This window comes from Stenotrophomonas sp. UBA7606, assembly GCF_002477705.1.
Taxonomy (GTDB): Bacteria; Pseudomonadota; Gammaproteobacteria; order Xanthomonadales; family Xanthomonadaceae; genus Stenotrophomonas.
Genome location: NZ_DLJW01000048.1, coordinates 69,157 through 93,498, shown reverse-complemented (window position 1 = coordinate 93,498; position 24,342 = coordinate 69,157). Strand labels below are relative to the sequence as shown.

Below are 24,342 nucleotides of genomic sequence, written 5' to 3'. Positions count from 1 at the left end.
GGGGCGAGACGCCGCAGGCGGCTCGATGCGAAGCACGACAGCGCGACCGGCCATGTTTCTTGGCCGGGGACGCCCATGCAGTCGTGGAGATGCAGCGTGGATCTTCTGCGGTGGACAAGCAGCCTTTGCGGCATCGGTATTGCCGCGCCGGCGCAGCCGGGGCGGCGGTGTTGCAGGGGCGCCAAGCGAAGCGCGGCGGGGATGTGCCGCAGGCACTTCCCCTGGAGTGCAAGCGCCAGCGCGCAGCGCCGCAGGCGCGAAGTCATTGGCACCAGGGCGCAGCAGAAAAAAAGGTGCGCTGCCCCGAAGGGCAGCGCACCGGATGGCACCAGGCGCGATCAGTTCGCCGTCATCGTCTGCAACTGCTCGATCACGCCGGGTTCGACGAAGACGCACGGCTGATCGGCCGCGATCGGCACGTTGAACACCTGCGCGAAGGCTTCGCGCTTGAGGTGCGCCAGACGGCCCGTCCGGTATGCCTGCTCGGGCTTCACGCGGCCACCGCCAGCCGGCGAGCCGCTGCGCTGCGGGTCGCACTCGACCAGCGCGACAAAGCCGTCGTCCGACAGCTTCTGATGCTCGGGGCACAAGCCCCAGCCGGTTGCCGTGTGGCGCTCCATGCTTGCGCGCAGGCGGCGATCCAGCAGGATGGCGCCAGTGTCGAAGCGAGTACCGCAGACAAGGCAAACGTGTTGTTCAAGCGAGACGTGCGATTTGTCGTTCATGACGATCTCCGGTTGCACGGGCGGAATTGCCCGGAACCGTCGCCAGCACGGCGCAGCACAGCAGTCAGGGGTCGCAGACGGCCGCCAGGCCGCAAGCGCCAACGGGCGCGCAGCCCTTGACGGCGAGAACACCGTGATACGGTGAAGGGAACAGCAAGACCGCCTACACCCGCCCATTGCACACACTCGCCTTTGTGCAAGCGGAGCGCGCAGGCCCGCCAGGGCCGAAGGCGTCAGGGGTCAAAGCCGGATGGCCGCGATTCGGCACGAAGCGCGGGGCGCAGCCCGCGAACCCGGCGGCGGCACGCCGGGACGCAAACAATGTAGCCAGCAGAGAATAAAAATGGTGCTGAGGTTCTGTCGAAGTCAATTCTCTTGATCTTCGGGATACGGCGCCTGAGGAATCGGCACCCAGCCATCACGGGTGATGCCCGCGCCGATGCGGATGTTCTTGCTTTCAGTTGCCGCCCAGTGCCCGCCCCGGTGCAATACAGCGCGAATCACCGACTTCCGCGGGTGATCCTCGTCCGCTTTGGCGGAGCTGCATATAGCATTCCAGTGGTGATTGTCAGGCATCGCGTCCAAGCGTGGGCCAAGCAATTGATCCAGAATTTCCGTAGAGACGTTGTGTCGACCTCCGTGGTGAGGCACTTGGAAGTATCGAATTCCGGGCAACGTAAGTCCCGCAAAGGGGGCATAGTCGATCACTTCCTGCAACGCTTCTCGTCCTGCATCACCAGTAAGCATAATGCGATGGCCGTTCAGCACAGCCGACTGCACCACACTCATTTCATTCTCCCGACTGGTGGGGCCAGGTGGAAAATACTCCTCGCCCCACAGGGACTTGATATAGGCCGTCGCGGCCTTTACTGCCCGGAATAGGCTGCTCAGCGCACTATCCATAACGCTTTCATCAACAGCTTCCGGTGTCTTCGCTGAATCTACGATCAGGTCAAGATAGCGGCCCAAAGTTGGTGCCATTACCATGAATGGGCCAATGCTTTGCCCCTGAAGAGGAGCATGGATAGAAATTCCCTTCTCCAGCGCAATATCCTCAAGCGCTGCCGAGGCATCATAGATGGACCGCAACTTCCTTCTCAGGGCTTCAACTGACTCATAGTTCTCGAAGCGATCAATCAGTTGATCTGCGTATATCCATGGTCTGTTGATCCAGAGGTTCTTGACTGTGCATTGCTCCAAGACCTTCCGCAGCCCATTGGCGTGGTCGCGGTCAGGGTGTGTGAGGATCACATGGTCGATGACAGTTGTTCCGTAATAGGTTTTCAGATGCTCGACGATCTGATCTCCCGTATCCAGGTATCCACCGTCAACGACGTGTACGCCCTCAGTGCCATTCACCGAATAGCGTAGCGTGATCGCATCCCCGCTTTTCGCTGTTTCGACGCCTAAAAAATCAATCTCGAAGTAGTCAGCCATAAATCCCCCTCATTCTCTGAAAAAAGTGTCGGTGACTTTGTTCTTACCAGCGGTCAACCGCGCACGTGAGTCCTGTTGGAGTCCATACTAACGACACGGCGGGGAGACCACCTGCATCCTCAGCGATGCTGCGCAATGTATTTCGGTCTATCCCTGAATGCGCGCCGCCTTTCGGGTGGCTGTGCCAGGTGCCAATGAAAGCGAGATACCCCAAAGAGGCCTCGTTTGCAGCACGCAAACTTTGGACAAGCCCACTGGTTCCAAGGACGAAGCGGGTTGCCTTGCGAACGCTGTCAGAGGGCGCCTCGACAAGGCCCGCAATGGTGATGGTTCGATTTTCAAACGAGATACGGCCAACCAAGGCGCCTCCTGTTTCCACCGCACCCCAGTGCAGCGCATCAGCATTGATCGCGTGCGCCACAGGGTCGAGAATCCGAACGCTCCAGCCACCATCGTCCGCTACATCGAGCACAGTGGTTGGGCCAAGGCTCGCGCGACTCCAGGCCATGCCAAGGCCTTCGGCGTCCGCGATGCCAGCACAAAGCGTCGCTTCCTTCGGCAGCCCATCAACGAGCCAGCGTTCCAGTTGCACTCCAGCCAGTGATGCAGACCGCGAAACAACGGCATCTGACATTGGCATGGTCAGTGAGCGGCAATTGTCCCCTACAAAAATGCGCGTCGGCTCCGACGTATCACCGGCAATCGACGCACGAAGTTCTGGCACAAACCGGCAGCACTCGAATAAGAATGCCGTGAGGTCGTCAACCCGACCGGCGCGACTTGGCCCTTCAAGCAAAACCGCGACACAGCGCCCCTGGCCATACATCACGACCCGTGCCAGTCGAGTTGGGGATTGGTCCAATGCTTTTGATTGCGTTTCTGCGGCCAGTACCTGAAGTGAAGCCGTCGTATCCACGATAAGGGCAGCATCCTGAGGAACGCTGGTGGCGAACTGTTCCGGATCGACTAGGAGGGTCACAGCGTCAGCGTCGAACGCGCGCGATTGAAGATGCGACAGTTCTTCAAAGGCCGTCTTCATCAGCGCCGACTTCCGAGGCGGGATCAGCACCGATGCTCGCTCAATGAGTGCATGCCGCGCTATGTTGTGAGGTGATATGGATTCGTTGTCAACGAAAGTCATTGAGCCGAAACCAGCCCGCCCGAGGTGCATCGCGATTTTTGATCCCACACTACCGCAGCCAAGGATGACCAGTGGCTGCGATGTGGCTGCTGACGGGATACCAGATGTCCGTGCCAGCAGCTCGGGAGACAACGCATGCGCATGAAAGGCGGGGTGAACCGTGGCATTTCGCTCTAGGAGCGATTGAGCGTTGAGTTCATAGCGCACCACATAGGGCAATACCTCGACATTCCGGCCTGGTGATCCAACAAGCGGCGCTGGTCTTTGTACAGTCAGAATCACAATCGCGTACAAACCGTGCACCCAACCACGCGAGTCTTGTTGCATATCCAGAATCGAGCGCCCGTAATAACCCTCCAAGCTTTGGGCTAAAGCGTCACGATCGATACCAAGTTCCGCTGCTCGATCTAGCAGTGTCGTGAGATCGACAACCGTCTCCGGTTGATAGCGTTCGACTACATACGGGTGGCCATCGGTGATTGGTCCCCGCGCAATGAAGGTCGCGGTATGGCCATTCCCCCAATTTCCCAACTTGTCGTTGTGAACGCCTTGGGAAAACACAGGATCAACTTGTGCGCTCAGCTCGTCATCGATGATGGCGTATAGCCCGCCATCAATCGTCACGTAGCCCGCGGAAACCACCAAAACCGCGCCGTCAACGGGGGCGGCGGCCGCGACCTTTTCGGCACTGAAGACAACGGTCGAAGGACAACTATCTCGCCGCGTCGGTTCCCACCCTTGCTCCAGGTCCAACAACGTTCCGGCGGCAGCCTTGTGCAGCCAATCAACCAACTGATCGACAATGGCGTCGAGACCAAACCGATGCAGCAGTTCGTTCAAAGATCCTTCGAACAGGCATGGCGAAACCAACTCGCCTTCGCGATGGGGGTTTATGTGTGGCAAGTTGAGCGGGAAGTCCGCACGCAAGAAGGGCTTGGGCGCGGATAGGGGCCAGTCACTGCCGAATACCAGCACGCATGTCTCGACGGCACGCACCCCGGTTTCGGAGACGCCGCTACGCCGAGACCTGCTTGGCAGTTGCACGGCAACATCGACTGCTATCTGCGTCAATGCATCGATTACCGTTGGTTCGCCAACGCGGGTCAAGCCCCGATGTCGCTGAAGTTGATGCAGTGCGTCTGCGATAGCGTCCGTCATGATGCCCCGTGCGGCATGGGAGTTCGCGCGGAGGTAATCACGGCGGCGGCCTTCGATCCAGCTTCCTTCTTCGAGGGGGGCTGCACACCTTGGGAAGTGACAGTGAAAACGAGGGGCTCCACGGATTTCTCGCTCGGGTATTCACCCGTGCAGTAGAACTCACCCTTTGCTTCCTCCACGATTTCAACGTATTCACGCTTTGCACGGATGCAGGGCGGATCGCTGTCGTCATCCTTGATCGGCTTGCAACTTGCGACGATGACGGCGCCGTCGCGGGTCTGTGACAATGCATCTCGGGCATCGGCATCAAGTTTTGCTTTTTCTCCGCACTTCGACCAACTGTCGTAAGACAAAGAGTGCCAAGAGCAATGATGAGGCGTCTGCATGATGTCGTACTCCAGAACCTCGGCATCGGCCTTATGGCGCTGCCACTGACGGTTCCAGATAAATACTTCAGCATCTCCACCAGTTAGAAACTTCGCGCCATCTGGTGTCGCCGCATCGGCAGCTAACGTGAAGTTCAAAATCACACTGGACTGATTTTTGACCAGGCACTCTTCCTCTTCCTCATCGTCCTTTGCGTCCAATGGCGCAAGAAGAAACGCGGAGAAGAATGCTGAACTCTTACCGTTGATTGTCGAGAAGCGCGTATCGACCTTCCGCACGATGGAGGTGAGGTCATCGGTCTTTCCATTGATGTCCTCCCCCATGATCTGGATGCGATCACCGGCCCCAACGGCGAAGTTCTTGTCTCGGTTCAACTGAACACGTCGGCGCGCCTCGGTAGCCCACGCCTTCGCGTCATCACACAAGGTAAGGGCCTTGCTCGCACGCCGAAACACAATGGGAGACGACCACATCTCGCGAATGACGATCTTCTTGTCCTTGTCGTCCTTCTTGTCATCCGGGTATTTGTCCAATTCGCCCAAGTAGAAGTGCCGAGTCAGCCCCCGACAGTGGTCGTCGTCGGGGTGGCTCAGCAGGAAGGCATCAACATATGGCCTGCCGTTCTCATCCTTCTTCAGTCGATCGCGCAGGTCCTTGGCAACATCACGCGCTTCCCCATCAGGATCGTCGGCATCTTGCCGGATGTTTACGTCGATCAGTAGCGTGGTGGCATCAAGATCACCGAACTTGATGAGGGTCATGTCCCCGTTGTCAACGGGGAAAAAGGTGATGGTGGTGGGCACTTGGGGTCTCCGGGTAGACGACCGAGGAGTGATCGCGTATAGTTAATGTACGACTATTTTTTCGATCAGTCTACTTTTTAGGCGCTACTGATGCAAGAGCCTCCCGTTGCTACTGCCGAACCTGTTGAGCCCAAGGGGCTGAGCTGGGGGTTGGAGAGCAGACTTCAATTCATCGATTTTCGGTTGCGCTGGGAGCGGCGCATCAATCGAATGGATCTCACTGAGCACTTCGGCATATCAGTGCCTCAAGCGTCACTTGATATTGCCAAGTACACCGAACTGGCCCCGAATAACCTGACATACGACCGCAGCTCCAAGACCTACACGGCAACGCAGAGTTTTCGTCCGCTTTACCAGCGAAGCTCTGCACAACGTTATCTGGCAGAACTGTTGGCAACCAAGATGGGGGTGGTTGAGTCAGCGGCCAGCTTTATCGGCTCCGCGCCGGAGATAGATTGGGCGCCTTCCCCCTGGCGCACCATCGACGAGCAGACTGTCGAATTGGTGGTCCGTGCAATACGGCAGCAGGAAGCCATTCGAGTCAGTTACCAGTCCATGACGTCCTTGAACGAATCAATTCGCCTGCTGTCACCACACGCTCTTGGCTACGATGGCTTTCGTTGGCACGTGCGCGCGTTTTGCCACAAGCGCCAGCGCTTCAGCGATTTCGTCCTCGCTCGAATCCTCCGCATCGATGGTATAGAGCCGAGCCAAGTGGACTTCAGTCAGGATACGCATTGGCATACTGTGCTGACTCTGATCCTTGCGCCACACCCCGACTTACCGGCGGCCAAGAAACGAGTGTTGGAGTTGGACTACGGCATGGAAGACGGGCAGGTCAAGCTTCCATGCCGTCAAGCATTCCTTTACTACACACTAAGACGTCTGGGCTTGCACACCAAGGAAGCACCAGATCCGCTCGCACAACAGATCGCGCTGAAAAATCGCGACGAAATTCAACCCTACATCGATGCCCTTACGGCACAGGCTTGACTCCATATGACAACAATTTTTGAACTGGTCAAGGATCCTTATGAGCGCAAGGCGCGGGTTGTTCCTGGGCTTCTTGTGGCCTTGCCGGTACTGGTTCCGTTGTTGTGCGTCTACGGAGCCAAGCATCCTGTGCTTACGAGTGTGATTGGCCTGCTTGGTGGCTGTGGGGCCATTTATGCGCTTGCGAGCGTTGCCCGTGGCCGCGGTAAGAAACTCGAAGAAACCTTAGTTGCCAAGTGGGGGGGCATGCCCACCACCATTGCACTGCGCCACCGCGACAGGTTTCTCGATGGTGTCAGCAAGCAGCGCTACCACACGGCGATCACTGCCAAACTTGGCATCGCGATGCCAACAGCGGAAGAAGAGTTAGCAAACCCTGAGCAGGCAGACGATACATACATAGGTGCAACCAAACGACTTCGCGAACTCACGCGCTCGAACAAGCAGCTCTTGCTGAAAGAGAACATCGCCTATGGATTCCATCGCAACATGCTGGCGATGAAACCGGTCGGTATCGCATCGTGTCTCGTGGGCGTTCTCTACGGGCTGTTGATCGCAAAGGTTCTACAGGTGAAACCTCCCCACTTCAACCCAATGCATTTTGCTGATCCAGGGCTCGCAGCAGGCTTAACACTACTCATTTCTCTGGCGCTTCTAGCCGCTTGGCTGCTGTATTTCGATCAGGATTCTGTCAGGCGGATGGGCTTCGTCTATGCAGAACGCCTATTCGAGTGCTTGCCATCTTTGTCTTCTTCGGCCCCTCGGAAAAGAGCGCAAAAAACAGCTATAGATTGAAATTCAGTATGGGAATGGTCACGCCTCTTGGCTGGTTGCCGCGTGATTGCGATGCAGGTCCGAAACCACCGCGATCAACCTGTTGATCGGTTCAGACAGTCGCTTTGGCAATACGCGGTGCTGGGTATGAGTTTTCAGGTCGGCGATCCAGCGATGCGCAACCCATACATCTTCTTCGGGGTGGTTGTTGTCCACACCGTTGCAATACTTGTAGCCAACCAGCGCATCGGCGTGCGACAGCAGAACGCGCGCCATCGTCATGTGGAAGCGATGAGCCTGGAGATCAGCCGGACCTTTTGGCCGCGGAAGAGTCAGACGCAGGCATCGCTGGTCGTTGAATTCAGCCCAGTCGGGGCCAACCACTTGTCCGGCGCGTTCCAGCATCTTGCGCGACTGTTCGTTCTTGCCATTGACCAGGGCAACGGCGACCGTACCCTTCGGATACTCCAGCTTTTCGGCCAGCGCGTTCATCCAGCGCACCAGCTTGTTTAGAGTGTTGTCGTCCGCAAACACCAGAAACTGGTGGCGCTGTTCATCGTCGAGAAATGCCGGTAGCTGCGCGTAGAGGGGGTACAGGAGATCATGCAGGTAGATGTAGGTCTGCCGGCGCCCTTGCTCATGACTCCGCGTGGTTGCAGTCAGCACCTTCTGCGCCCATTCTGGTGTGAGTTCTGCCAGCGTCATCTCAGTGATGTCGATGGAGATGAGGGGGAATCCGAGCGATTTTCCGATTAACGCCTTGCGCCCATCAAAGGCATGCCCGAGTTCGATTTCGACGCCCCCAAGCACCATCGGCTCGGTCTGGACAGGCGGCCCGAGCACGGCAACGTCGAGTCGGAATTTGCTGCCGAATGGTGTTTCCAGCGGGTGCTCGATCGCCACCCGATCGGCGCCAAGCAGCAAGTTGCCTTCCAGCGGATAGTCAGACGCATCCGCGTCCTTGAACGCCCAGGGCATTGCAAGTCCGGTGTTCAAGCGTCGGGCTAGTTCAGCCGCGACAAGCTCCTTCGCGCGTCGGTGTTCGGCGCTTTCCTGCACGGCGCGCCACCGACTGGCTTCTTCATCATCGAAGTGCGCTTTGGGGCTATAGGTGTGCTGGGCAGGAAGCATCCGGAAATGGGATCGCCGACGCAGCTTCCCGCTTTCAAAGGATGGGCTGACCCATGTCACCATCTGCCGTGATGCGCCGGGAGATGCCAGGGGCCACAGCTTGCGCGCATGTTCCCGGCTGCGAACGTCGCGCGCGGCGATCGTGGTCTGAAAAATCCCTTTCCGAGAGAAGACAACGATCGCCTCGTCCATTCTTCTCTTTCCGTTATGGCGATACGGCGGCGACTTTCGTGGCGCCATCCAGCTTGCGATGAATCAGCGACACCAGCGTCAGGATGTCCAGTGCGTCCTGCTCGGACATAGGCCAATTCGTCTTGGGTGCATGGGCCAGCGGATTGCGCACGGCGCCAAACAGGCCGATCAACAGGTTAGCAAAGCCTTTCTGCTCGCTCTTTTCGGACTCGGTGGTGAGCGGTCCCAAGGTGAGAACGGGTTGCTGGCCTGCGAATGCCTTGCTCACCAGGTCAGCGCCATCGCCGTTCATGCCCGACAGCAAGCGAATCCGCTCCGCAACGCCTTTCGTTGCCTCGAACACGGCATGGAAGTAGTTTTCGTCCAGCAGCTCGGCACGGCAATAGTTCAGCACTTCCGCGTGGACGACGCGGCTTTCGAGCGCGGCCTTGAGTCGTCCAGCTCGGGCGCGCGCGGCATCAAGCGTCGTGGCCTTGTCGGCGTGCCCAACCTTACCGTCTTCGCGCACGTAGAAGCCGGAGAAGGCCAGGACGACATTGAGTTCGTCGCGCCGCCAGGTGAACGTCGCGGGGTCGCGGGCGTAGTTCACCGGGTTCATCGCGCGATTGATGAACATGATGAGATGGTTCCCGATCTGGTGCCGGTTCTGCGCGCCAGCCAGCGCATTGAACAACCGCTTCCATTTGGTGATGCCGGGCGACGTGTCGGCAACCTCTATTTCTTGCAGCAGGCGCTCGATCTGCGTTCCGCTCAGGCCCCGCTCGGTATCTGCAAGCACACGGCAAGCGGCTTCAAGATGCTGTGAGCTGAAAGGGTCAATTCGCGTCGCCAATGCCTGTCTCCCTAGTCAGGCATCAGATGATGGCCTGCAAGCCCTTGTCTGCAATGACGTTGAGCAGCTTGAGGGCCGGACCGGCCGGGCGAGTCTCGCCTTGCTCCCATTTGCGCACCGTCGAGGCTGTGGTGTGAAGGTGGAGCGCGAACACCGGCTGGCTAAATTTCAAGGCTTCGCGCAGGCGTTTGATGTCTGCAGCACCGAACTCCCGCACCGGTGGCGGGCAGATCGCGTCGAACTTGCGCATCGTCACCTTGCTGATCGCGCCCACTTCGTGGAGCGCAGCCAGGTCGCCACGCAGCGATTCAATGATCTTGCTCACAATGCACCTCCACTAAAACACCCGACTGCAACGCCTTCGACAAGGCTTCAGCAGACAGTTCCAAGAACACCTTGCCGGCGAATTGCAGCGCCTTCTTCTCGTCCTGCGTGATGTTCGCCTTGTCGTTCTTCGGGAAACCATGCAGAAACACGTAGCGGCTGCCGATCCTGGCCGATACCAGCGTGCGGTAGCCACCGCTCTTGCCACCGCCGGGGCGGGCCACCCGCTTCTTGTAGAGGGAGCCGCCCAAGTCCGCGTCGATCAGACCGCTTTCCATCTCCTGAACCGCCTTGCACAACGCGGCATCGGACAGCTTCTCGCCCGACTGCCAGCGTGCAAAGTCCTTGCGCTTGAGGATGTCCGTCATTTCGACCTCCAAACTATACCCGAAACGGGCATAGTTTTCCAGTCTCCGGTGTAGCACCTAGATAGAAGGGATGACCCACCCGATTGTCGTGACGCCGGCACGACAATCGAAGCCGACAGGACGGGATGCCGGCCACCGGTCACGCGGGCATCCTTGACCGAAATCAGCAGCGTATAGGCCGACCACGGCAGCGTGAAGACCTTGGCCAGCTCGGCGAGGCCGAATTTCCCAGACACTGTCTCGGAAATTGCGGAACGGGGATAGTCGGCCGGCAAGGCAGCGGGGGGCGCCACCGAAGGCGTCCTCTTGCTCATGCCGTGGCCTCCGCAGGGCGCCGCGCGCCCGTGATGGCCTGCCGCCGACTCGCCACCAGTTCGGCCGCATCCCGCACCGGCTTGTCCTCGGTGTGGACATAGTGCATGAACATCGCCACGGTCTTGTGCCCCGTCAGCTTCATGCCTACCTTGGTCGGCACGCCCGAATTGGCAATGTCGGTGGTCGAGCGATGGCGGATGCCGTGCGTGCCGACGTGCGGGACGCCGGCGGCCTTGAGCACGCGCTTCCAACCGCCATAGTGCTCGCCAAACGTCAGGTGCTTGGTCGGGTCGTTGGGCGACGGCAGGACATAGCGGCAACCTTCACGGCGCGGCGCCGTCGAAAACAGCCGGTAGGCTTCCGCGCTCATGGGCTTTGAAAGGCCGCCGGTCTTGCTATCGGGCCAGACCACGCGCCGGTTCTCCAGATCGACCCAATCCCATTCGAGTGTGCAGATTTCGGAGCGGCGACCGGCGAACTCGAATTGCAGGCGAATCGCCAGCGGGATGACGTAGTTCTCCAGTCCTTCCGCCTCCAGCTTCTCCAATTGGCGGAAGATCAGCGCCAGCTCGTCGTCCACGATGAGCCGGGTTTCCTCGCCGGGCGGGTACATCGGGACGTGGCGGCACGGGTTCGTGCCGTCCGGGCGGTAGCCCCACACTTCGGCCAAGTTGAACATCTTGCGCAGCACGCCGAAGGCGTTGTTCGCCTCGGCCGGCTTGTAGGCCAGCTTCTCCATCAGCCCGGCAATGTCGGGCCGCTTCACGTCCTGCACCTTCTTGCGGCCGATCAGCGGGACGATGCAGCGGTCGATGACCGCCTGATAGCCGCGCTGCGTGCTGGGCTTGTTGCGCTTCTTGGAGTAGTCCTCCATGAACTTCTTGCACAACGCTTCGACCGTGGGCGCCTTGCGTGCCTCGGCCTTGGCGCCGCCGGGGTCGCCGCCCCGGCGAACTTCGGCCAGCCAGTCCTGCGCCATGACGCGGGCCTGCTCCACGGTCAGTTCCCCGAACAGGCCCAGCGAGGGCTTGCGGGGCTGCCCGGAGTTCGTGCGGTACTGGAGCATGAACACCCGGCGGCCCTTCGGGGTAATCTTGCAGAGGAAACCCGGCACCACGGTATCCCGTAGTTCGATGTCCTTGGCTTGGGGTTGCGCCGACTCTACGGCGGTCTTGGTGAGCTTGATCTTCGCCACGATGACTCCTTGGAACGACCCGAATTCCAAGAGCCAGATAGGAGCGGCGCGAGGGAAAATCGGGTCAAGTTTCAGAAAGCACCGGCATATGATGGACGCGCGTAAGTTCTTGATAAACCTGCTGTATCGAGCTACGGCGCAGTCCAGCGAAGTACCGGGCTGGAGTCATCGTCAAACAAAAAACCCGCCGTCACCGGCGGGTTTCTGCAGGTAGTGAAGGCCCGGATCAGACCTCCAGTGAGGCCAGGTCGCCCTTGCTCTCCAGCCAGCCCTTGCGGTCGGCCGCGCGCTTTTTGGCCAACAGCATGTCCATCAAGGAACGGGTCTGCTCGTCGTCGTCCACGGTCAGCTGCACCAGGCGGCGGGTATCCGGGTGGATGGTGGATTCACGCAGCTGCGAGGGGTTCATCTCGCCAAGGCCCTTGAAGCGGGTGACGCTGACCTGACCCTTGATCTTCTCGCGCTCGATCTTGTCCAGCATGGAGCGCTTCTCTTCCTCGTCCAAGGCATAGAACACCTGTTTGCCCACGTCGACGCGGAAAAGCGGCGGCATCGCCACGAACACGTGGCCGGCATCGACCAGGGACGGGAAGTGGCGCACGAACAGCGCGGCCAGCAGGGTGGCGATGTGCAGGCCGTCGGAGTCGGCGTCGGCCAGGATCACCACCTTGCCGTAGCGCAGGCCGCTGAGGTCGTCCTTGCCCGGGTCGCAGCCGATGGCGATGGCCAAGTTGTGTACTTCCTCGGAGGCCAGCACGCTGCCGGACGACACTTCCCATGTGTTCAGGATCTTGCCGCGCAGCGGCAGGATGGCCTGGAAATCCTTGTCACGGGCCTGCTTGGCACTGCCGCCTGCCGAGTCACCTTCCACCAGGAACAGTTCGGTGCGCGACAGGTCCTGGCTGATGCAGTCGGCCAGCTTGCCGGGCAGGGCGGGGCCCTGGGTGACTTTCTTGCGGGTGACCAGCTTCTCGGTCTTCAGGCGCGCGCTGGCGCGCTCGATCGCGATCTGCGCGATCTTCTCGCCCAGTTCCACGTTCTGGTTCAGCAGCAGGCTGAAGGCGTCGTGCACGGCGCTTTCAACAAAACCGGCGGCCTGGCGCGAGGACAGGCGTTCCTTGGTCTGGCCGCTGAACTGCGGGTCGGTCATCTTCAACGACAGCACGAAGGAGACACGGTCCCAGACATCTTCCGGGGCCAGTTTGACGCCACGCGGCAGCAGGTTGCGGAAGTCGCAGAACTCGCGCAGCGCCTCGGTCAGGCCGGTGCGCAGGCCGTTGGCGTGGGTGCCGTGCTGGGCGGTAGGGATCAGGTTGACGTAGCTTTCCTGGACCAGCTCGCCTTCCGGCAGCCAGGCCACGGCCCAGTCCACGATCTCGGTTTCTTTCTTCAGCGAGCCGGCGAACAGGTCGGCCGGCAGCATTTCACGCTCGCCCAGCTCGGCCTTCAGGTAGTCACGCAGGCCGTCCTCGTAATACCAGGTATCGACTTCGCCAGTGGCTTCGTCGGTCAGCTTGACGGTCAGGCCCGGGCACAGCACGGCCTTGGCGCGCAGCAGGTGGCGCAGCGCACGGACGTTGAATTTGTTGGTGTCGAAGTACTTCGGGTCCGGCCAGAAGCGCAGGCGGGTACCGGTGTTCTTCTTGCCGACGCTGCCCACCACTTCCAGCGGGCTGGCGCGGTCGCCGTCGCGGAAGGTGATGCGGTGCTCGCTGCCTTCGCGGCGGATGTGGATCTCCACCAGCGTGGACAGGGCGTTGACCACCGACACGCCGACGCCGTGCAGGCCGCCGGAGAAGGTGTAGTTGCGGTTGCTGAACTTGCCGCCGGCATGCAGGCGGGTCAGGATCAGTTCCACGCCTGGGATCTTCTCTTCCGGGTGGATGTCCACCGGCATGCCGCGGCCGTCATCGCTGACCTCGCAGCTGCCATCCTTGAACAGGGTGACTTCCACCGTACGGGCATGGCCGGCCAGGGCTTCGTCCACCGAGTTGTCAATGACTTCCTGCGCCAGATGGTTCGGGCGCGCGGTGTCGGTGTACATGCCAGGGCGGCGTTTGACCGGGTCCAGGCCAGAAAGGACTTCGATGTCAGCGGCGTTGTAACGGGCGTTCATGTATCTCGGTAGGGCGCAAATCGACGTGGGAGTGTGCGGTCTGGCGGCGGATTTTGCACGCGGGTCGTCGCGGCGGTGGCCGGTTCCTTCATTCAGGGGCGGGGCAGCCAGGGCTGGTTACCCTATAATTGGTTCAACGTGAGCCCTGGCCGCTGGCCGGGCCTATCGAGGAGGAGCAGCATGAAAACGTCGAAGTTGATTGCCTTGGCCGCTGTTGCCGCCGCCGTGGTGGCAGTGCCGTTTGTGATGGCGCAGAGCGCCGACAAGCCGCAGGCCGGCCAGGCCGCGCAGAACGCGCCGGTCGACAAGGCGCAGAGCGAGGCCGAGCAGAAGGCCAAGCGCCGGGCGGCCGCTGCTGCGCAGGAGAAGGCGCAGGCTGGCCAGCAGGCCGAACCGCGTGAAGAAGAGGAAGAGGAAGCGCGTCGCCGCCGCTGACGTGGTTTTCCCGTGTTTCAAGGACGCCCCGGCGCAGGCCGGGGCGTCTTTTTTTTAATCCGCCGCATCCAGTGCTTGGGTGTTTTGGCGACAACCTTTAAACTAGGGCTTTCCGGGAGGCAGTGAGCCGTGACCCCCCTTATTTTTGTTACCGGTGGTGTGGTGTCCTCGCTTGGCAAGGGCATTGCAGCCGCGTCCCTGGCCTCGATCCTCGAGGCGCGTGGCCTGAAGGTCACCATGATGAAGCTGGATCCGTACATCAACGTCGATCCAGGCACGATGAGCCCCTTCCAGCATGGCGAGGTCTATGTCACCGACGACGGTGCCGAGACCGACCTGGACCTGGGCCACTACGAGCGTTTCGTGCATACCCGGTTGAGCCGCAAGAACTCGATCACCACCGGACGCATCTACGAGAACGTGATCCGCAAGGAGCGCCGCGGGGATTACCTGGGCGCCACCGTGCAGGTCATTCCGCATATCACCGACGAGATCCGTCGCTGCATCGACGAGGCCACTGAAGGCTTCGACGTGGCGCTGGTGGAAATCGGCGGCACCGTCGGCGACATCGAGTCGCTGCCGTTCCTGGAGGCGATCCGCCAGGTGCGCACCGAGCGTGGCCCGGAGAAGGCGCTGTTCATGCACCTGACTCTGGTGCCGTTCATCGGCGCCGCCGGCGAGCTGAAGACCAAGCCGACCCAGCATTCGGTCAAGGAACTGCGCTCGATCGGCATCCAGCCGGACGTGCTGCTGTGCCGTTCCGAGCAGGCGATCCCGGATTCGGAACGCCGCAAGATTTCGCTGTTCACCAATGTGTCCGAGCGTGCGGTGATCAGCGTGCCGGACGTGGAAGTGCTGTACCGCGTGCCGATGGGCCTGCATGCGCAGGGCCTGGACGAGATCGTGGTCAACCAGCTCAAGCTGGGCGACAAGGCCGGCCCGGCCGACCTGTCGGAGTGGGAGTCGGTGCTGGATGCGGCCCTGCATCCGCTGGACGAAGTCACCATCGCCGTGGTCGGCAAGTACGTCGACCATCAGGATGCGTACAAGTCGGTGGGCGAGGCGCTCAAGCACGGCGGCCTGCGCCAGCGCACCAAGGTCAACCTGAAGTGGCTGGAAGCGCAGGAGCTGGAAGAGTCCGGCCTGTCCGCGCTGGACAGCGTTGACGGCATCCTGGTGCCGGGCGGCTTCGGTGACCGTGGTTTCGAAGGCAAGGTGCTGACCTCGCAATACGCTCGTGAGCAGAAGGTGCCGTACTTCGGTATCTGCTATGGCATGCAGGCGGCCGTGGTGGACTACGCCCGCCATGTGGCCGGCCTGGAAGGCGCCAACAGCACCGAGAACGACCGCCAGTCGCCGAACCCGGTGATCGGTCTGATCACCGAATGGCGTACCGCCACGGGTGAAGTCGAGAAGCGTGACGAGAAGTCCGACCTGGGTGGCACCATGCGCCTGGGCCTGCAGGAGCAGCGCCTGAAGCCGGGCACCCTGGCCCGTGAGCTGTACGGCAAGGACGTGGTGGCGGAGCGTCACCGCCACCGTTACGAGTTCAACAACCGTTACCGCACCCAGCTGGAAGACGCCGGTCTGGTGATCGCTGGCAAGTCGATGGATGACACCCTGGTGGAAGTGGTTGAGCTGCCGCGTGACCAGCATCCCTGGTTCCTGGCCTGCCAGGCCCACCCGGAGTTCCTGTCCACCCCGCGTGGTGGCCACCCGCTGTTCATCGGCTTCATCCGTGCCGCACGCGAGCACAAGGCCGGCGGCAAGCTGCTGCAGGAAGCCCGCGCCTGAAAGGGTAGTGCCGAGCCATGCTCGGCAGGGGCTTCCCCAGCAAAAAGCCAACCCCTCCCAGCCCTCCCCTTCGCTGCGCGAAAGGGAGGGAGCAACAGCGGTAGTGCCGAGCCATGCTCGGCAAGGGGCTTTACCGGTAATGCCACTTGCCGAGCATGGCTCGGCACTACAGGAGGCATCAAACAAGGCCCGCCCCGCGCGGGCCTTGTCCGTTTCAGCGTCCCGGCCGCTTTCAGGCGAAAGCAACGCGCCGCGTCGGCCCGCGCTTCGGCTAAACTGCGGCACGGTTTTTGTGTTCCCCGTCGACAACCCGACGCACCTAGACGAGCCTGACCCCCAGACATGACCAATATCGCCAAGATCCACGCCCGTGAAATCCTCGACAGCCGTGGCAACCCCACGCTGGAAGCCGAAGTCACCCTGGCCGACGGCTCGTTCGGCCGCGCCGCCGTTCCGTCCGGTGCTTCGACCGGTACCAAGGAGGCCGTGGAACTGCGCGATGGCGACAAGACCCGCTATCTGGGCAAGGGCGTGCGCAACGCCGTTGCCAACATCAATGGCGCGATCGCCTCGGCCCTGGTCGGCTTTGATGCCGAAGATCAGCAGGGTCTGGACCGCCGCCTGATCGATCTGGACGGCACCGAGAACAAGGGCCGCCTGGGTGCCAACGCGCTGCTCGGTGTTTCGATGGCGGCCGCGCATGCCGCTGCGGCGTCGAAGAAGCAGGCGCTGTGGCAGTACCTGGGCGCCAAGACCGGCGTTGCACCGTCGCTGCCGGTGCCGATGATGAACATCATCAACGGCGGCGCGCATGCCGACAACAACGTGGACTTCCAGGAGTTCATGGTGCTGCCGGTCGGCTTCAGCTCGTTCAGCGAATCGCTGCGTGCCGGCACCGAGATCTTCCACGCGCTCAAGTCGGTGCTCAAGGGCCACGGCCTGAGCACGGCGGTGGGTGACGAAGGCGGCTTCGCCCCGGACTTCCGCAGCAACGTCGAAGCGCTGGACACCATCCTGGAAGCGATCGGCAAGGCCGGTTACAACGCCGGTGAAGACATCCTGCTGGGCCTGGACGTGGCCTCCAGCGAGTTCTACGAGAACGGCAAGTACAACCTGGTCGGGGAGAACAAGCGGCTGACCTCCGAGCAGTTCGTCGATTTCCTGGCCGACTGGACCGCGCAGTACCCGATCATCACCATCGAAGACGGCCTGGCCGAGAACGACTGGGCCGGTTGGAAGCTGCTGACCCAGCGCATCGGCAACAAGGTGCAGCTGGTGGGTGACGACCTGTTCGTGACCAATCCGAAGATCTTTGCCGAAGGCATCGAATCGGGCACTGCCAATGCCATCCTGATCAAGGTCAACCAGATCGGCACCCTGACCGAGACCCTGGAAGCGATCGCCATGGCCGACAAGGCCGGTTATGCCGCCATCGTCTCGCACCGCTCGGGCGAAACCGAAGACACCACCATCGCTGACATCGCCGTGGCCACCACCGCCACCCAGATCAAGACCGGCTCGCTGTGCCGCAGTGATCGCGTGGCCAAGTACAACCAGCTGCTGCGTATCGAGGAAGCCCTCGGCAGCGGCGCGCGCTACGCGGGCCGTGACGCGTTTGTCTCGCTCAAGCGCTGATCGTCATGCGTAATTGGCGCTGGCTGCTGCTGGTGCTGGCGGTACTGCTGGCATTGCTGCAGTACCGCTTCTGGTTTGGCCAGGGCAACTCGGGCGAAGTGATGATGCTCGAGGCGCAGGTGGCCAACCAGAAACGTGACAACGATGGTCTGCAGCAGCGCAACGATTCGCTGGCCGCCGAAGTCCAGGACCTGAAGGACGGCGAGGCGGCCATCGAAGAGCGTGCGCGCAGCGAGCTGGGCATGATCAAACCCGGTGAGAAGTTCTACCGGGTGGTCGAGGATGCGCCGGTGGCGGCCCCGGTTGCGCCTGCCGCCACGCCTGCCAATGCAGCGGCAGCCGGGCAGGGCGACCCGCAGTCACCGCCGGAGAACATCCCATGATCGTGCAGACCTGGGCCGTGGTGCCGGCCGCCGGGCGCGGTACCCGCTTTGGCGGGCCGATGCCCAAGCAATACCTGTTGGCCGAGGGTGAGCCCCTGCTGGCGCACACCCTGCAGGCCTTGCTGTCGCATCCCGGCGTGGCCGGGGTGATGGTGGCCATTGCCGAGAACGACGCCGACTGGCCGGGCTGGAGCTCGTTCGCCGACAAGCCTGTGCTGACCTGCGTGGGAGGAGAGACCCGCGCAGCGTCGGTGTTGGCTGGCCTCCAGGCGTTGCCGGACAGCGTACGTACCGACGACTTCGTGCTCGTGCATGACGCGGCACGGCCGAATCTGGCGGCCGCTGATCTGAGCCGCCTGCTGGAAGTGGGCCGTGCCGATCCGGTCGGCGGCATCCTGGCGGCGCCTGTGCGCGACACCCTCAAGCGTGCCGGCGACGACGGCGGCATTGATTGCACCGAGCCGCGCGAGCGTCTGTGGCGCGCGCTCACTCCGCAGCTGTTCCGTCGTCATCAACTGACCCGGGCTTTGCTCGATGCGGCTGCAGCCGGCGTCGACGTCACCGACGAGGCCATGGCGATGGAGCGTCAGGGCGTGCGGCCCTTGCTGGTGGAAGGTGCGGAAAGCAATTTCAAGGTCACCACTCCGGCTGACCTGGCCCGTTTCGAATTCGAGCTGTCGCGGCGCGGCAGCTGATCCCTTGCCGGCGCAGTGCGTCGGCTCTGCCAAGAAGTACCTGCCATGAATTCTCCTGTTTCCTTCCCTCCCATCCGTATCGGCCAAGGCTATGACGTGCATGCCTTTGGCGAGGGTGATCACATCATGCTGGCCGGCGTGCGCGTGCCGCACAGCCGTGGCGTGTTGGCGCACAGCGATGGCGACGTCGCCTTGCACGCGCTGTGCGATGCCATGCTCGGCGCGCTGGCGCTGGGGGATATCGGCGTGCATTTCCCGCCCTCTGACGAGCGCTGGAAGGGGGCGGACAGCAGCCGCTTTGTCAGCCATTGCAATGAGCTGCTGCGCGAGCGCGGCTGGGTGGTTGGCAATGTCGACATCACCGTGATCTGTGAGCGTCCCAAGGTTGGCCCGCATGCGCAGGCCATGCGCGAGCAGGTCGCACAGTTGCTCGCGATCGACCTGGACCGGGTCAGCATCAAGGCCACCACCAGCGAGAAGCTGGGCTTCACCGGCCGCGAGGAGGGCATTGCCGCGCAAGCCGTGGCCTTGCTGGTGGCGGCATGACCGCGCTGCCCTTGGCGTTTGGCGCGCCGGTGCTGAGCGCTGCTATCCGCAGCGTGCCGGAAGACTTCCAGGTCGACGAAATCCCCGCCTTCGAGGCAACCGGCGAAGGCGAGCACCTGCTGCTGGACATCCGCAAGCGCGGCGCCAATACCGTGGCCATCGCCCGGCAGCTGGCGCAGTGGGCGGGCGTGCCGGAAATGGGCGTGAGCTATGCCGGGCAGAAGGATCGCCATGCGGTGACCACGCAGCGTTTCAGCGTGCACCTGCCCAAGCGGGTGGCGCCGGATCTGGCCCTGCTGGAATCGGACGAATTGCACGTGCTGGCCTCGACCTGGCACAACCGCAAGCTGCAGCGCGGTGCGTTGGCGGGCAACCGCTTCAAGCTGGTGCTGCGCGGCGTGCAGGGCGACAAGGCAGCCATTGAGCAGCGCCTGCAGGTCGTCGCCGCGCGCGGCCTGCCGAACTGGTTTGGCGAGCAGCGCTTTGGCCGCGATGGCGGCAATGTGCCGGCAGCACTGCAGATGTTTGCTGGCCGCCGTGTGCGCAAGGACCAGCGTTCGATGCTGTTGTCGGCCGCGCGCTCGGCCTTGTTCAACCGCGTGCTGGCCGCACGGGTGGAGCAGGGCAACTGGGACGCCGCGCTGGAAGGCGAAGTGTGGATGCTGGATGGCAGCCGCTCGGTGTTCGGTCCGGAGCCGATGACGGATGTGTTGGCCGAGCGTCTGGCACGTTTCGACATCCATCCCAGTGCGCCCTTGTGGGGTGTGGGCGAGCTGCGTTCGAGCGATGCCGCGCGGGCGCTGGAAGAGCAGGCGTTGTCCGATGCGCAGGCCCTGGCCTTGCGCGCCGGGCTGGAGCAGGCCGGGCTCAAGCAGGAGCGGCGCTCGCTGCGGCTCAAGCCTTTGTTGATGCAGCACCAATGGCTGGCCGAGGACGTACTGGAAGTGTCGTTTGCGCTGCCGTCCGGCTGTTACGCCACCGCGGTGCTGCATGAACTGGGCACAGTGACCGATGCCAGCCGCAATGAAATTGCCGGTAGCCCTGCCGTTGAGGGAGAAGCATCCAACGAAGAAAGCGCCGCCGACTGAAGAGCTGGCGAGCGTGTAGCCCGGGTAAGCGCAGCGCACCCGGGGTTGTTCACATGAAGCTTTGAAGCACCATTGGGCACTGCCCCCGGGTGCGCTGCGCTTGCCCGGACTACGGCGCGGCTCCCGTCGCCTGCCTGGTTGTTTCAGCGGTTGGCCAGCAGCACCAGTACCGCGCCGGTGCCGCCCTGGGTGGGGGGCGCCGAATGGAAGGCCAGCACATCATTGCGCTGGCGCAGCATGCGGTCGACCACGTTCTTCAACACCGGCGCACCGCCATCGGATTGCAGGCCTTTGCCGTGGATGATGCGAACGCAGCCATGTTCATGCGCGCGTGCTTCCAGCAGGAATTCGCGTAGCAGCGATTCTGCCTGTGCGGCGCTGGCGCCGTGCAGGTCCAGTTCGTCCTGCACCGAATACTGGCCACGCTTGAGCCGCTGGAACATGCGCGCGGGCAGGTTGTCGCGGCGGTAGCTGGCGACATCGCCCGCCTCCAGTGGCGCGCTGGAACGCAGCAGTCGTGCAAACTCGCCCAGGGCCTCGGATTCATCCTGTTCAGCCATGCGTGCACGTGGCTTGGGGCGCGGTTTGCGGGTGGCCGGTGTTTCCACTGGCCGCATCGGGGTCACTTCGCCGATGGCTGAACGGAACAGCGCGGCGTCATCTTCATCTTCGGGGTACGACATGCGCACAGCGTAACGTGCGCCAGATCGCAGGCAAGCCCCGTGAGGGGGAAGTGTAGCGGCGCATTCCGGTATCATGGCCGCTCAGGTCGGTTCCCGTCAGCGGTGCTGAACGGGGATTGGCGATTGCGGCGACGGAAACGGGGACGCCGCGGATTGATCCAGTAACCCAGGCCTTTAATGCGCGTACTTGTATCAAACGACGATGGTGTGGATGCCCCCGGCATCAAGATGCTGGCCGAAGAGCTCCGCAATGCCGGGCACGAAGTCACCGTGGTGGCGCCGGACCGTGATCGCTCTGGTGCCTCCAACTCGCTCACGCTGGACCAGCCGGTACGGCTGCGCCGCATCGACCACTACACCTGCTCGGTGGCAGGCACGCCGACAGACTGCGTGCACCTGGCGCTCACCGGCATGCTGGAATACGAACCGGACATCGTGGTGTCGGGCATCAACAATGCCGCCAACCTCGGTGATGACGTGATCTATTCGGGCACCGTGTCGGCGGCGATGGAAGGCCGCTTCCTGGGCCTGCCATCGGTGGCGGTGTCGCTGGTGACGCACAGGCACGAGGCCAGGAACTTCCGCACCGCGGCCATGGCCGCGGTGCAGATCGTGGCGCGGCTCAAGGCCGACCCGCTGCCTGCGGACACCATCCTCAACGTCAACGTGCCGGACCTGCCGTGGGAAGACATCCGTGGCTTCGAGGTGACCCGCCTGGGCAACCGGCACCGTGCCGAGGCCTGCATACCGGCGACCGACCCGCGCGGCAACACCGTGTACTGGATCGGCCCGGCCGGCAGCGAGCAGGATGCCGGCCCGGGTACTGATTTCCATGCGGTGCGTACCGGACATATCTCCATCACCCCGATCCAGGTGGACCTGACCCGCTATTCGGCGCTGGAGAAGGTTGCCGGCTGGGTAGGTGGGCTGACCGAGTCGTTGGGGAAGGGGCAATGACCCCGCGCCTGCGCCTGCAACCGGAAGCCGTGGGCATCGGCATGACCTCGCAGCGTGTGCGTGACCGCCTGGTCGAGCGCCTGCGCGAGGCCGGCATTGCCGACGAATCCACGCTCAATGCCGTGCGTGTGGTGCCGCGCCATCTGTTCATCGATGAGGCGCTGGCCTCGCGCGCATATGAAGACACCGCATTGCCGATCGGCCATGGCCAGACCATCTCGCAACCGTGGGTGGTGGCGCGGATGACCGAGGCGGTGCTCGCCGTAGCACCGAAAAAAGTACTGGAAGTAGGCACCGGGTCTGGCTACCAGGCGGCGATTCTGGGCGCGCTGGGGCTGGAGGTGTTCACCGTCGAACGTATCGGCGACCTGCTGCGGCAGGCGCGCAAGCGTTTCCGCCAGCTGGGCATGAACATCCGCACCAAGCATGATGACGGTCGCATCGGCTGGCCCGAGCATGGTCCCTACGATGCCATCGTGGTGACCGCCGCCGCGCCTGCGCTGGTGGATGCGCTGATCGACCAGCTCGCTGTTGGTGGGCGGTTGGTGGCACCCGTGGGCGGCGCGGGCGGACAGGTGCTGTTGCAACTTACCCGCCAGCCCGATGGCACCATTGTCCAGCAAGAGCTGGCGCCGGTGAGTTTCGTGCCGCTGCTGTCGGGCATGCTGGATTAAAAAGGACACTGCCGCGCAATGAAGATTTTCGGGCCGTTGTACGACCGCGCGATGGTCTGGGCCAGCCATGAGCGGGCGCCCACCTACCTGACGGTACTGAGTTTCATCGAAGCCATCATCTTCCCGGTGATGCCCGAGGTGATGCTGATGCCGATGTGTGTGGCGCAGCCACGCAAGGGTTGGTGGTTTGCCACGCTCAGCCTGATCGGTTCCATGGCGGGTGCGCTGGTGGGTTACGCACTGGGCCATTACGCCTTTGAAGTACTCAAGCCGGTGTTCGAGTGGATGGGCATGCTGCCGGCGATCGAAGCCGGCATCGCCACGCTGCAGGCAAAGATGGCCGAGTCGCCGTGGGCGGTGGTGACCTTCCTGGTGCTGGGGGGGTTCATGCCCATCCCGATGAAGGTCTTCACATGGGCCTCGGGTATCGTTGGCGTGCCGTTGCCGCAGTACATGCTGAGCATGCTGGTGGGTCGTGGCAAACGGGTATACGTGCTGGCGGCGGTGATCCGCTTTGGTGGCGCGCGCGCGGCGCAGGCGCTGCGGCGTTGGATAGAACCGCTGGGTTGGATCGCCACTGTGTTGGTGGCCGGCCTGGTGGCTTGGTTGGTCTGGAGAGCGAAATTCGCATGAATGCAAATGTGCTGGTCAAAGGGTTGGGCAGAACTGCCTGCGTGTTGTTGGTAGGTGTATTGGCGGCCTGTGGCACGGCCACGGTGGTCAAGCCCTCCGGTGGCGGTTCCGCCACGTCGGGCACCTCCACCACGCCGCGCACCTCCGTGCCCAAACCGGGCCAGACAGCGGTGGTGCGCCGTGGCGACACCCTGTACGCCCTGGCCCGCATCCACAACATCACCCCGGGTGATCTGGCGGCATGGAATGGCCTGTCCCAGCCCTACACGATCTACCCCGGGCAGGCGCTGCGCTTGTATCCGGGTGGCGCAGGCTCCACCGCTGCCACCCGCCCGACATCAGGCGGCAGCACCACGACCACGCCGAGTACCGCGGCACCGGTTGCCACGGCGACGCCGGTGAACAGCGGCATTGGTTGGCGTTGGCCAGCAGAGGGGGCCCTGGTTGGGCGCTTTGTCGCTGGCGAGACCACCAAGCAGGGCATTGATATCGCTGGCAGCAGTGGCCAGGCGGTGCGCGCCGCAGGCCCGGGCGTGGTGGTCTATTCCGGTGCCGGCCTGGTCGGCTACGGTGAGCTCATCATCATCAAGCACAACGACCAGTGGCTGTCGGCCTACGGTCACAACCGCAAGCGCCTGGTCAACGAAGGCCAGAGCGTCAGGGCCGGGGACCAGATCGCGGAAATGGGCCGCACCGGCACTTCGCGCGACATGCTGCACTTCGAGATCCGCTACAACGGCAAGCCGGTGGATCCGCTGCTGTACCTGCCAAGGAAGTAATGCGGTGGGTTTGGCGCTGTCTGCAAAAGGGCCCGGAAGGGCCTTTTTGCTGCCCCGGCGCAGCCGGTTGGGCAGAGGGATCACTGATCCAGCCATTGTTGCTTACACTGCGGTCATCCGCACGATGGCGGCGACAGCCGGGAAAGGGT

24 protein-coding genes are annotated in these 24,342 nt (G+C 62.5%); 13 read left to right on the top strand and 11 right to left on the bottom strand.

Going from position 1 to position 24,342, the window contains the following annotated elements:
- Positions 1 to 338: 338 nt before the first annotated feature.
- From B2527_RS07370 to B2527_RS07355, 4 genes are all read right to left on the bottom strand, one after another.
- The gene (locus tag B2527_RS07370; RefSeq protein WP_053245393.1) at positions 339 to 725 is read right to left on the bottom strand and encodes a hypothetical protein; all 387 of its coding nucleotides are present in this window, start codon (positions 723 to 725) and stop codon (positions 339 to 341) included.
- 366 nt (positions 726 to 1,091) lie between these two features.
- On the bottom strand, positions 1,092 to 2,162 hold the full coding sequence (locus B2527_RS07365) for a competence protein ComEC (protein ID WP_053245392.1): 1,071 nt from the start codon (positions 2,160 to 2,162) through the stop codon (positions 1,092 to 1,094).
- Between the two features lie 43 nt (positions 2,163 to 2,205).
- Complete coding sequence (locus B2527_RS07360) at positions 2,206 to 4,461, bottom strand: ThiF family adenylyltransferase (protein ID WP_293707369.1); 2,256 nt, start codon at positions 4,459 to 4,461, stop codon at positions 2,206 to 2,208.
- Positions 4,458 to 5,651: a metallohydrolase gene (locus B2527_RS07355; RefSeq protein ID WP_293707368.1), complete on the bottom strand. Its 1,194-nt coding sequence runs from the start codon at positions 5,649 to 5,651 to the stop codon at positions 4,458 to 4,460. The genes B2527_RS07360 and B2527_RS07355 overlap by 4 nt, the downstream gene beginning before the upstream one ends.
- A gap of 90 nt (positions 5,652 to 5,741) precedes the next feature.
- Between B2527_RS07355 and B2527_RS07350 the strand changes: the two genes are divergently transcribed.
- Together B2527_RS07350 and B2527_RS07345 are read left to right on the top strand one after the other, a co-directional pair.
- Complete coding sequence (locus tag B2527_RS07350) at positions 5,742 to 6,644, top strand: helix-turn-helix transcriptional regulator (RefSeq protein ID WP_053245390.1); 903 nt, start codon at positions 5,742 to 5,744, stop codon at positions 6,642 to 6,644.
- Positions 6,645 to 6,650: 6 nt separating this feature from the next.
- Positions 6,651 to 7,439: a hypothetical protein gene (locus B2527_RS07345; protein ID WP_082308384.1), complete on the top strand. Its 789-nt coding sequence runs from the start codon at positions 6,651 to 6,653 to the stop codon at positions 7,437 to 7,439.
- A gap of 18 nt (positions 7,440 to 7,457) precedes the next feature.
- Here the strand turns inward: B2527_RS07345 and B2527_RS07340 are convergent, their stop codons facing one another.
- The 6 genes from B2527_RS07340 to parE all read right to left on the bottom strand — a co-directional run bounded on the left by B2527_RS07340 (position 7,458) and on the right by parE (position 13,891).
- The gene (locus B2527_RS07340; protein WP_293707361.1) at positions 7,458 to 8,741 is read right to left on the bottom strand and encodes a hypothetical protein; all 1,284 of its coding nucleotides are present in this window, start codon (positions 8,739 to 8,741) and stop codon (positions 7,458 to 7,460) included.
- A gap of 13 nt (positions 8,742 to 8,754) precedes the next feature.
- Complete coding sequence (locus B2527_RS07335) at positions 8,755 to 9,573, bottom strand: TIGR02391 family protein (protein ID WP_293707360.1); 819 nt, start codon at positions 9,571 to 9,573, stop codon at positions 8,755 to 8,757.
- Positions 9,574 to 9,595: 22 nt separating this feature from the next.
- The gene (locus B2527_RS07330) at positions 9,596 to 9,898 is read right to left on the bottom strand and encodes a helix-turn-helix domain-containing protein (RefSeq protein WP_005304626.1); all 303 of its coding nucleotides are present in this window, start codon (positions 9,896 to 9,898) and stop codon (positions 9,596 to 9,598) included.
- Positions 9,882 to 10,265 (bottom strand): type II toxin-antitoxin system RelE/ParE family toxin, encoded by a 384-nt coding sequence (locus tag B2527_RS07325; protein ID WP_053245405.1) that lies wholly within the window; start codon positions 10,263 to 10,265, stop codon positions 9,882 to 9,884. The genes B2527_RS07330 and B2527_RS07325 overlap by 17 nt, the downstream gene beginning before the upstream one ends.
- 310 nt (positions 10,266 to 10,575) lie before the next feature.
- Positions 10,576 to 11,775, bottom strand: a complete 1,200-nt coding sequence (locus tag B2527_RS07320; protein WP_053245400.1) for a tyrosine-type recombinase/integrase — start codon at positions 11,773 to 11,775, stop codon at positions 10,576 to 10,578.
- A gap of 226 nt (positions 11,776 to 12,001) precedes the next feature.
- A complete protein-coding gene (gene parE / locus B2527_RS07315) occupies positions 12,002 to 13,891 on the bottom strand; it encodes a DNA topoisomerase IV subunit B (protein WP_293707303.1) in 1,890 nt (629 codons plus the stop codon).
- Positions 13,892 to 14,071: 180 nt separating this feature from the next.
- Between parE and B2527_RS07310 the strand changes: the two genes are divergently transcribed.
- The 7 genes from B2527_RS07310 to truD all read left to right on the top strand — a co-directional run bounded on the left by B2527_RS07310 (position 14,072) and on the right by truD (position 20,467).
- Positions 14,072 to 14,326, top strand: coding sequence for a hypothetical protein (locus B2527_RS07310; RefSeq protein WP_293707301.1), 255 nt, complete (start codon positions 14,072 to 14,074; stop codon positions 14,324 to 14,326).
- Positions 14,327 to 14,455: 129 nt separating this feature from the next.
- Positions 14,456 to 16,120 (top strand): CTP synthase, encoded by a 1,665-nt coding sequence (locus tag B2527_RS07305; RefSeq protein ID WP_293707300.1) that lies wholly within the window; start codon positions 14,456 to 14,458, stop codon positions 16,118 to 16,120.
- 342 nt (positions 16,121 to 16,462) lie between these two features.
- Positions 16,463 to 17,755 (top strand): phosphopyruvate hydratase, encoded by a 1,293-nt coding sequence (eno, locus tag B2527_RS07300; protein WP_293707299.1) that lies wholly within the window; start codon positions 16,463 to 16,465, stop codon positions 17,753 to 17,755.
- 5 nt (positions 17,756 to 17,760) lie between these two features.
- Positions 17,761 to 18,138 carry a cell division protein FtsB gene (gene ftsB, locus B2527_RS07295; RefSeq protein ID WP_293707297.1) on the top strand — a complete coding sequence of 126 codons (378 nt, stop codon included), beginning with the start codon at positions 17,761 to 17,763 and terminating at the stop codon, positions 18,136 to 18,138.
- On the top strand, positions 18,135 to 18,833 hold the full coding sequence (gene ispD / locus B2527_RS07290) for a 2-C-methyl-D-erythritol 4-phosphate cytidylyltransferase (RefSeq protein ID WP_293707294.1): 699 nt from the start codon (positions 18,135 to 18,137) through the stop codon (positions 18,831 to 18,833). Before ftsB ends, ispD begins: the two co-directional genes overlap by 4 nt.
- Positions 18,834 to 18,878: 45 nt before the next feature.
- The gene (gene ispF / locus B2527_RS07285) at positions 18,879 to 19,379 is read left to right on the top strand and encodes a 2-C-methyl-D-erythritol 2,4-cyclodiphosphate synthase (RefSeq protein WP_293707292.1); all 501 of its coding nucleotides are present in this window, start codon (positions 18,879 to 18,881) and stop codon (positions 19,377 to 19,379) included.
- Positions 19,376 to 20,467 (top strand): tRNA pseudouridine(13) synthase TruD, encoded by a 1,092-nt coding sequence (gene truD, locus B2527_RS07280; RefSeq protein WP_293707290.1) that lies wholly within the window; start codon positions 19,376 to 19,378, stop codon positions 20,465 to 20,467. The genes ispF and truD overlap by 4 nt, the downstream gene beginning before the upstream one ends.
- A gap of 143 nt (positions 20,468 to 20,610) precedes the next feature.
- On the opposite strand, the gene B2527_RS07275 is transcribed toward truD, so the two are convergent.
- Entirely contained in the window at positions 20,611 to 21,150 is a 540-nt protein-coding gene (locus tag B2527_RS07275) for a Smr/MutS family protein (protein ID WP_293707287.1), read from the bottom strand.
- Between the two features lie 177 nt (positions 21,151 to 21,327).
- Here B2527_RS07275 and surE point away from each other — a divergent pair, with 177 nt between their 5' ends.
- The 4 genes from surE to B2527_RS07255 are packed head-to-tail and all read left to right on the top strand — an operon-like array spanning position 21,328 to position 24,193.
- The gene (gene surE, locus B2527_RS07270; protein ID WP_293707284.1) at positions 21,328 to 22,107 is read left to right on the top strand and encodes a 5'/3'-nucleotidase SurE; all 780 of its coding nucleotides are present in this window, start codon (positions 21,328 to 21,330) and stop codon (positions 22,105 to 22,107) included.
- Positions 22,104 to 22,781: a protein-L-isoaspartate(D-aspartate) O-methyltransferase gene (locus B2527_RS07265; RefSeq protein ID WP_293707281.1), complete on the top strand. Its 678-nt coding sequence runs from the start codon at positions 22,104 to 22,106 to the stop codon at positions 22,779 to 22,781. Before surE ends, B2527_RS07265 begins: the two co-directional genes overlap by 4 nt.
- Before the next feature lie 18 nt (positions 22,782 to 22,799).
- The gene (locus B2527_RS07260) at positions 22,800 to 23,414 is read left to right on the top strand and encodes a YqaA family protein (RefSeq protein ID WP_293707278.1); all 615 of its coding nucleotides are present in this window, start codon (positions 22,800 to 22,802) and stop codon (positions 23,412 to 23,414) included.
- Positions 23,411 to 24,193: a peptidoglycan DD-metalloendopeptidase family protein gene (locus B2527_RS07255; protein ID WP_293707275.1), complete on the top strand. Its 783-nt coding sequence runs from the start codon at positions 23,411 to 23,413 to the stop codon at positions 24,191 to 24,193. The genes B2527_RS07260 and B2527_RS07255 overlap by 4 nt, the downstream gene beginning before the upstream one ends.
- The last annotated feature ends 149 nt before the right edge of the window (positions 24,194 to 24,342 follow it).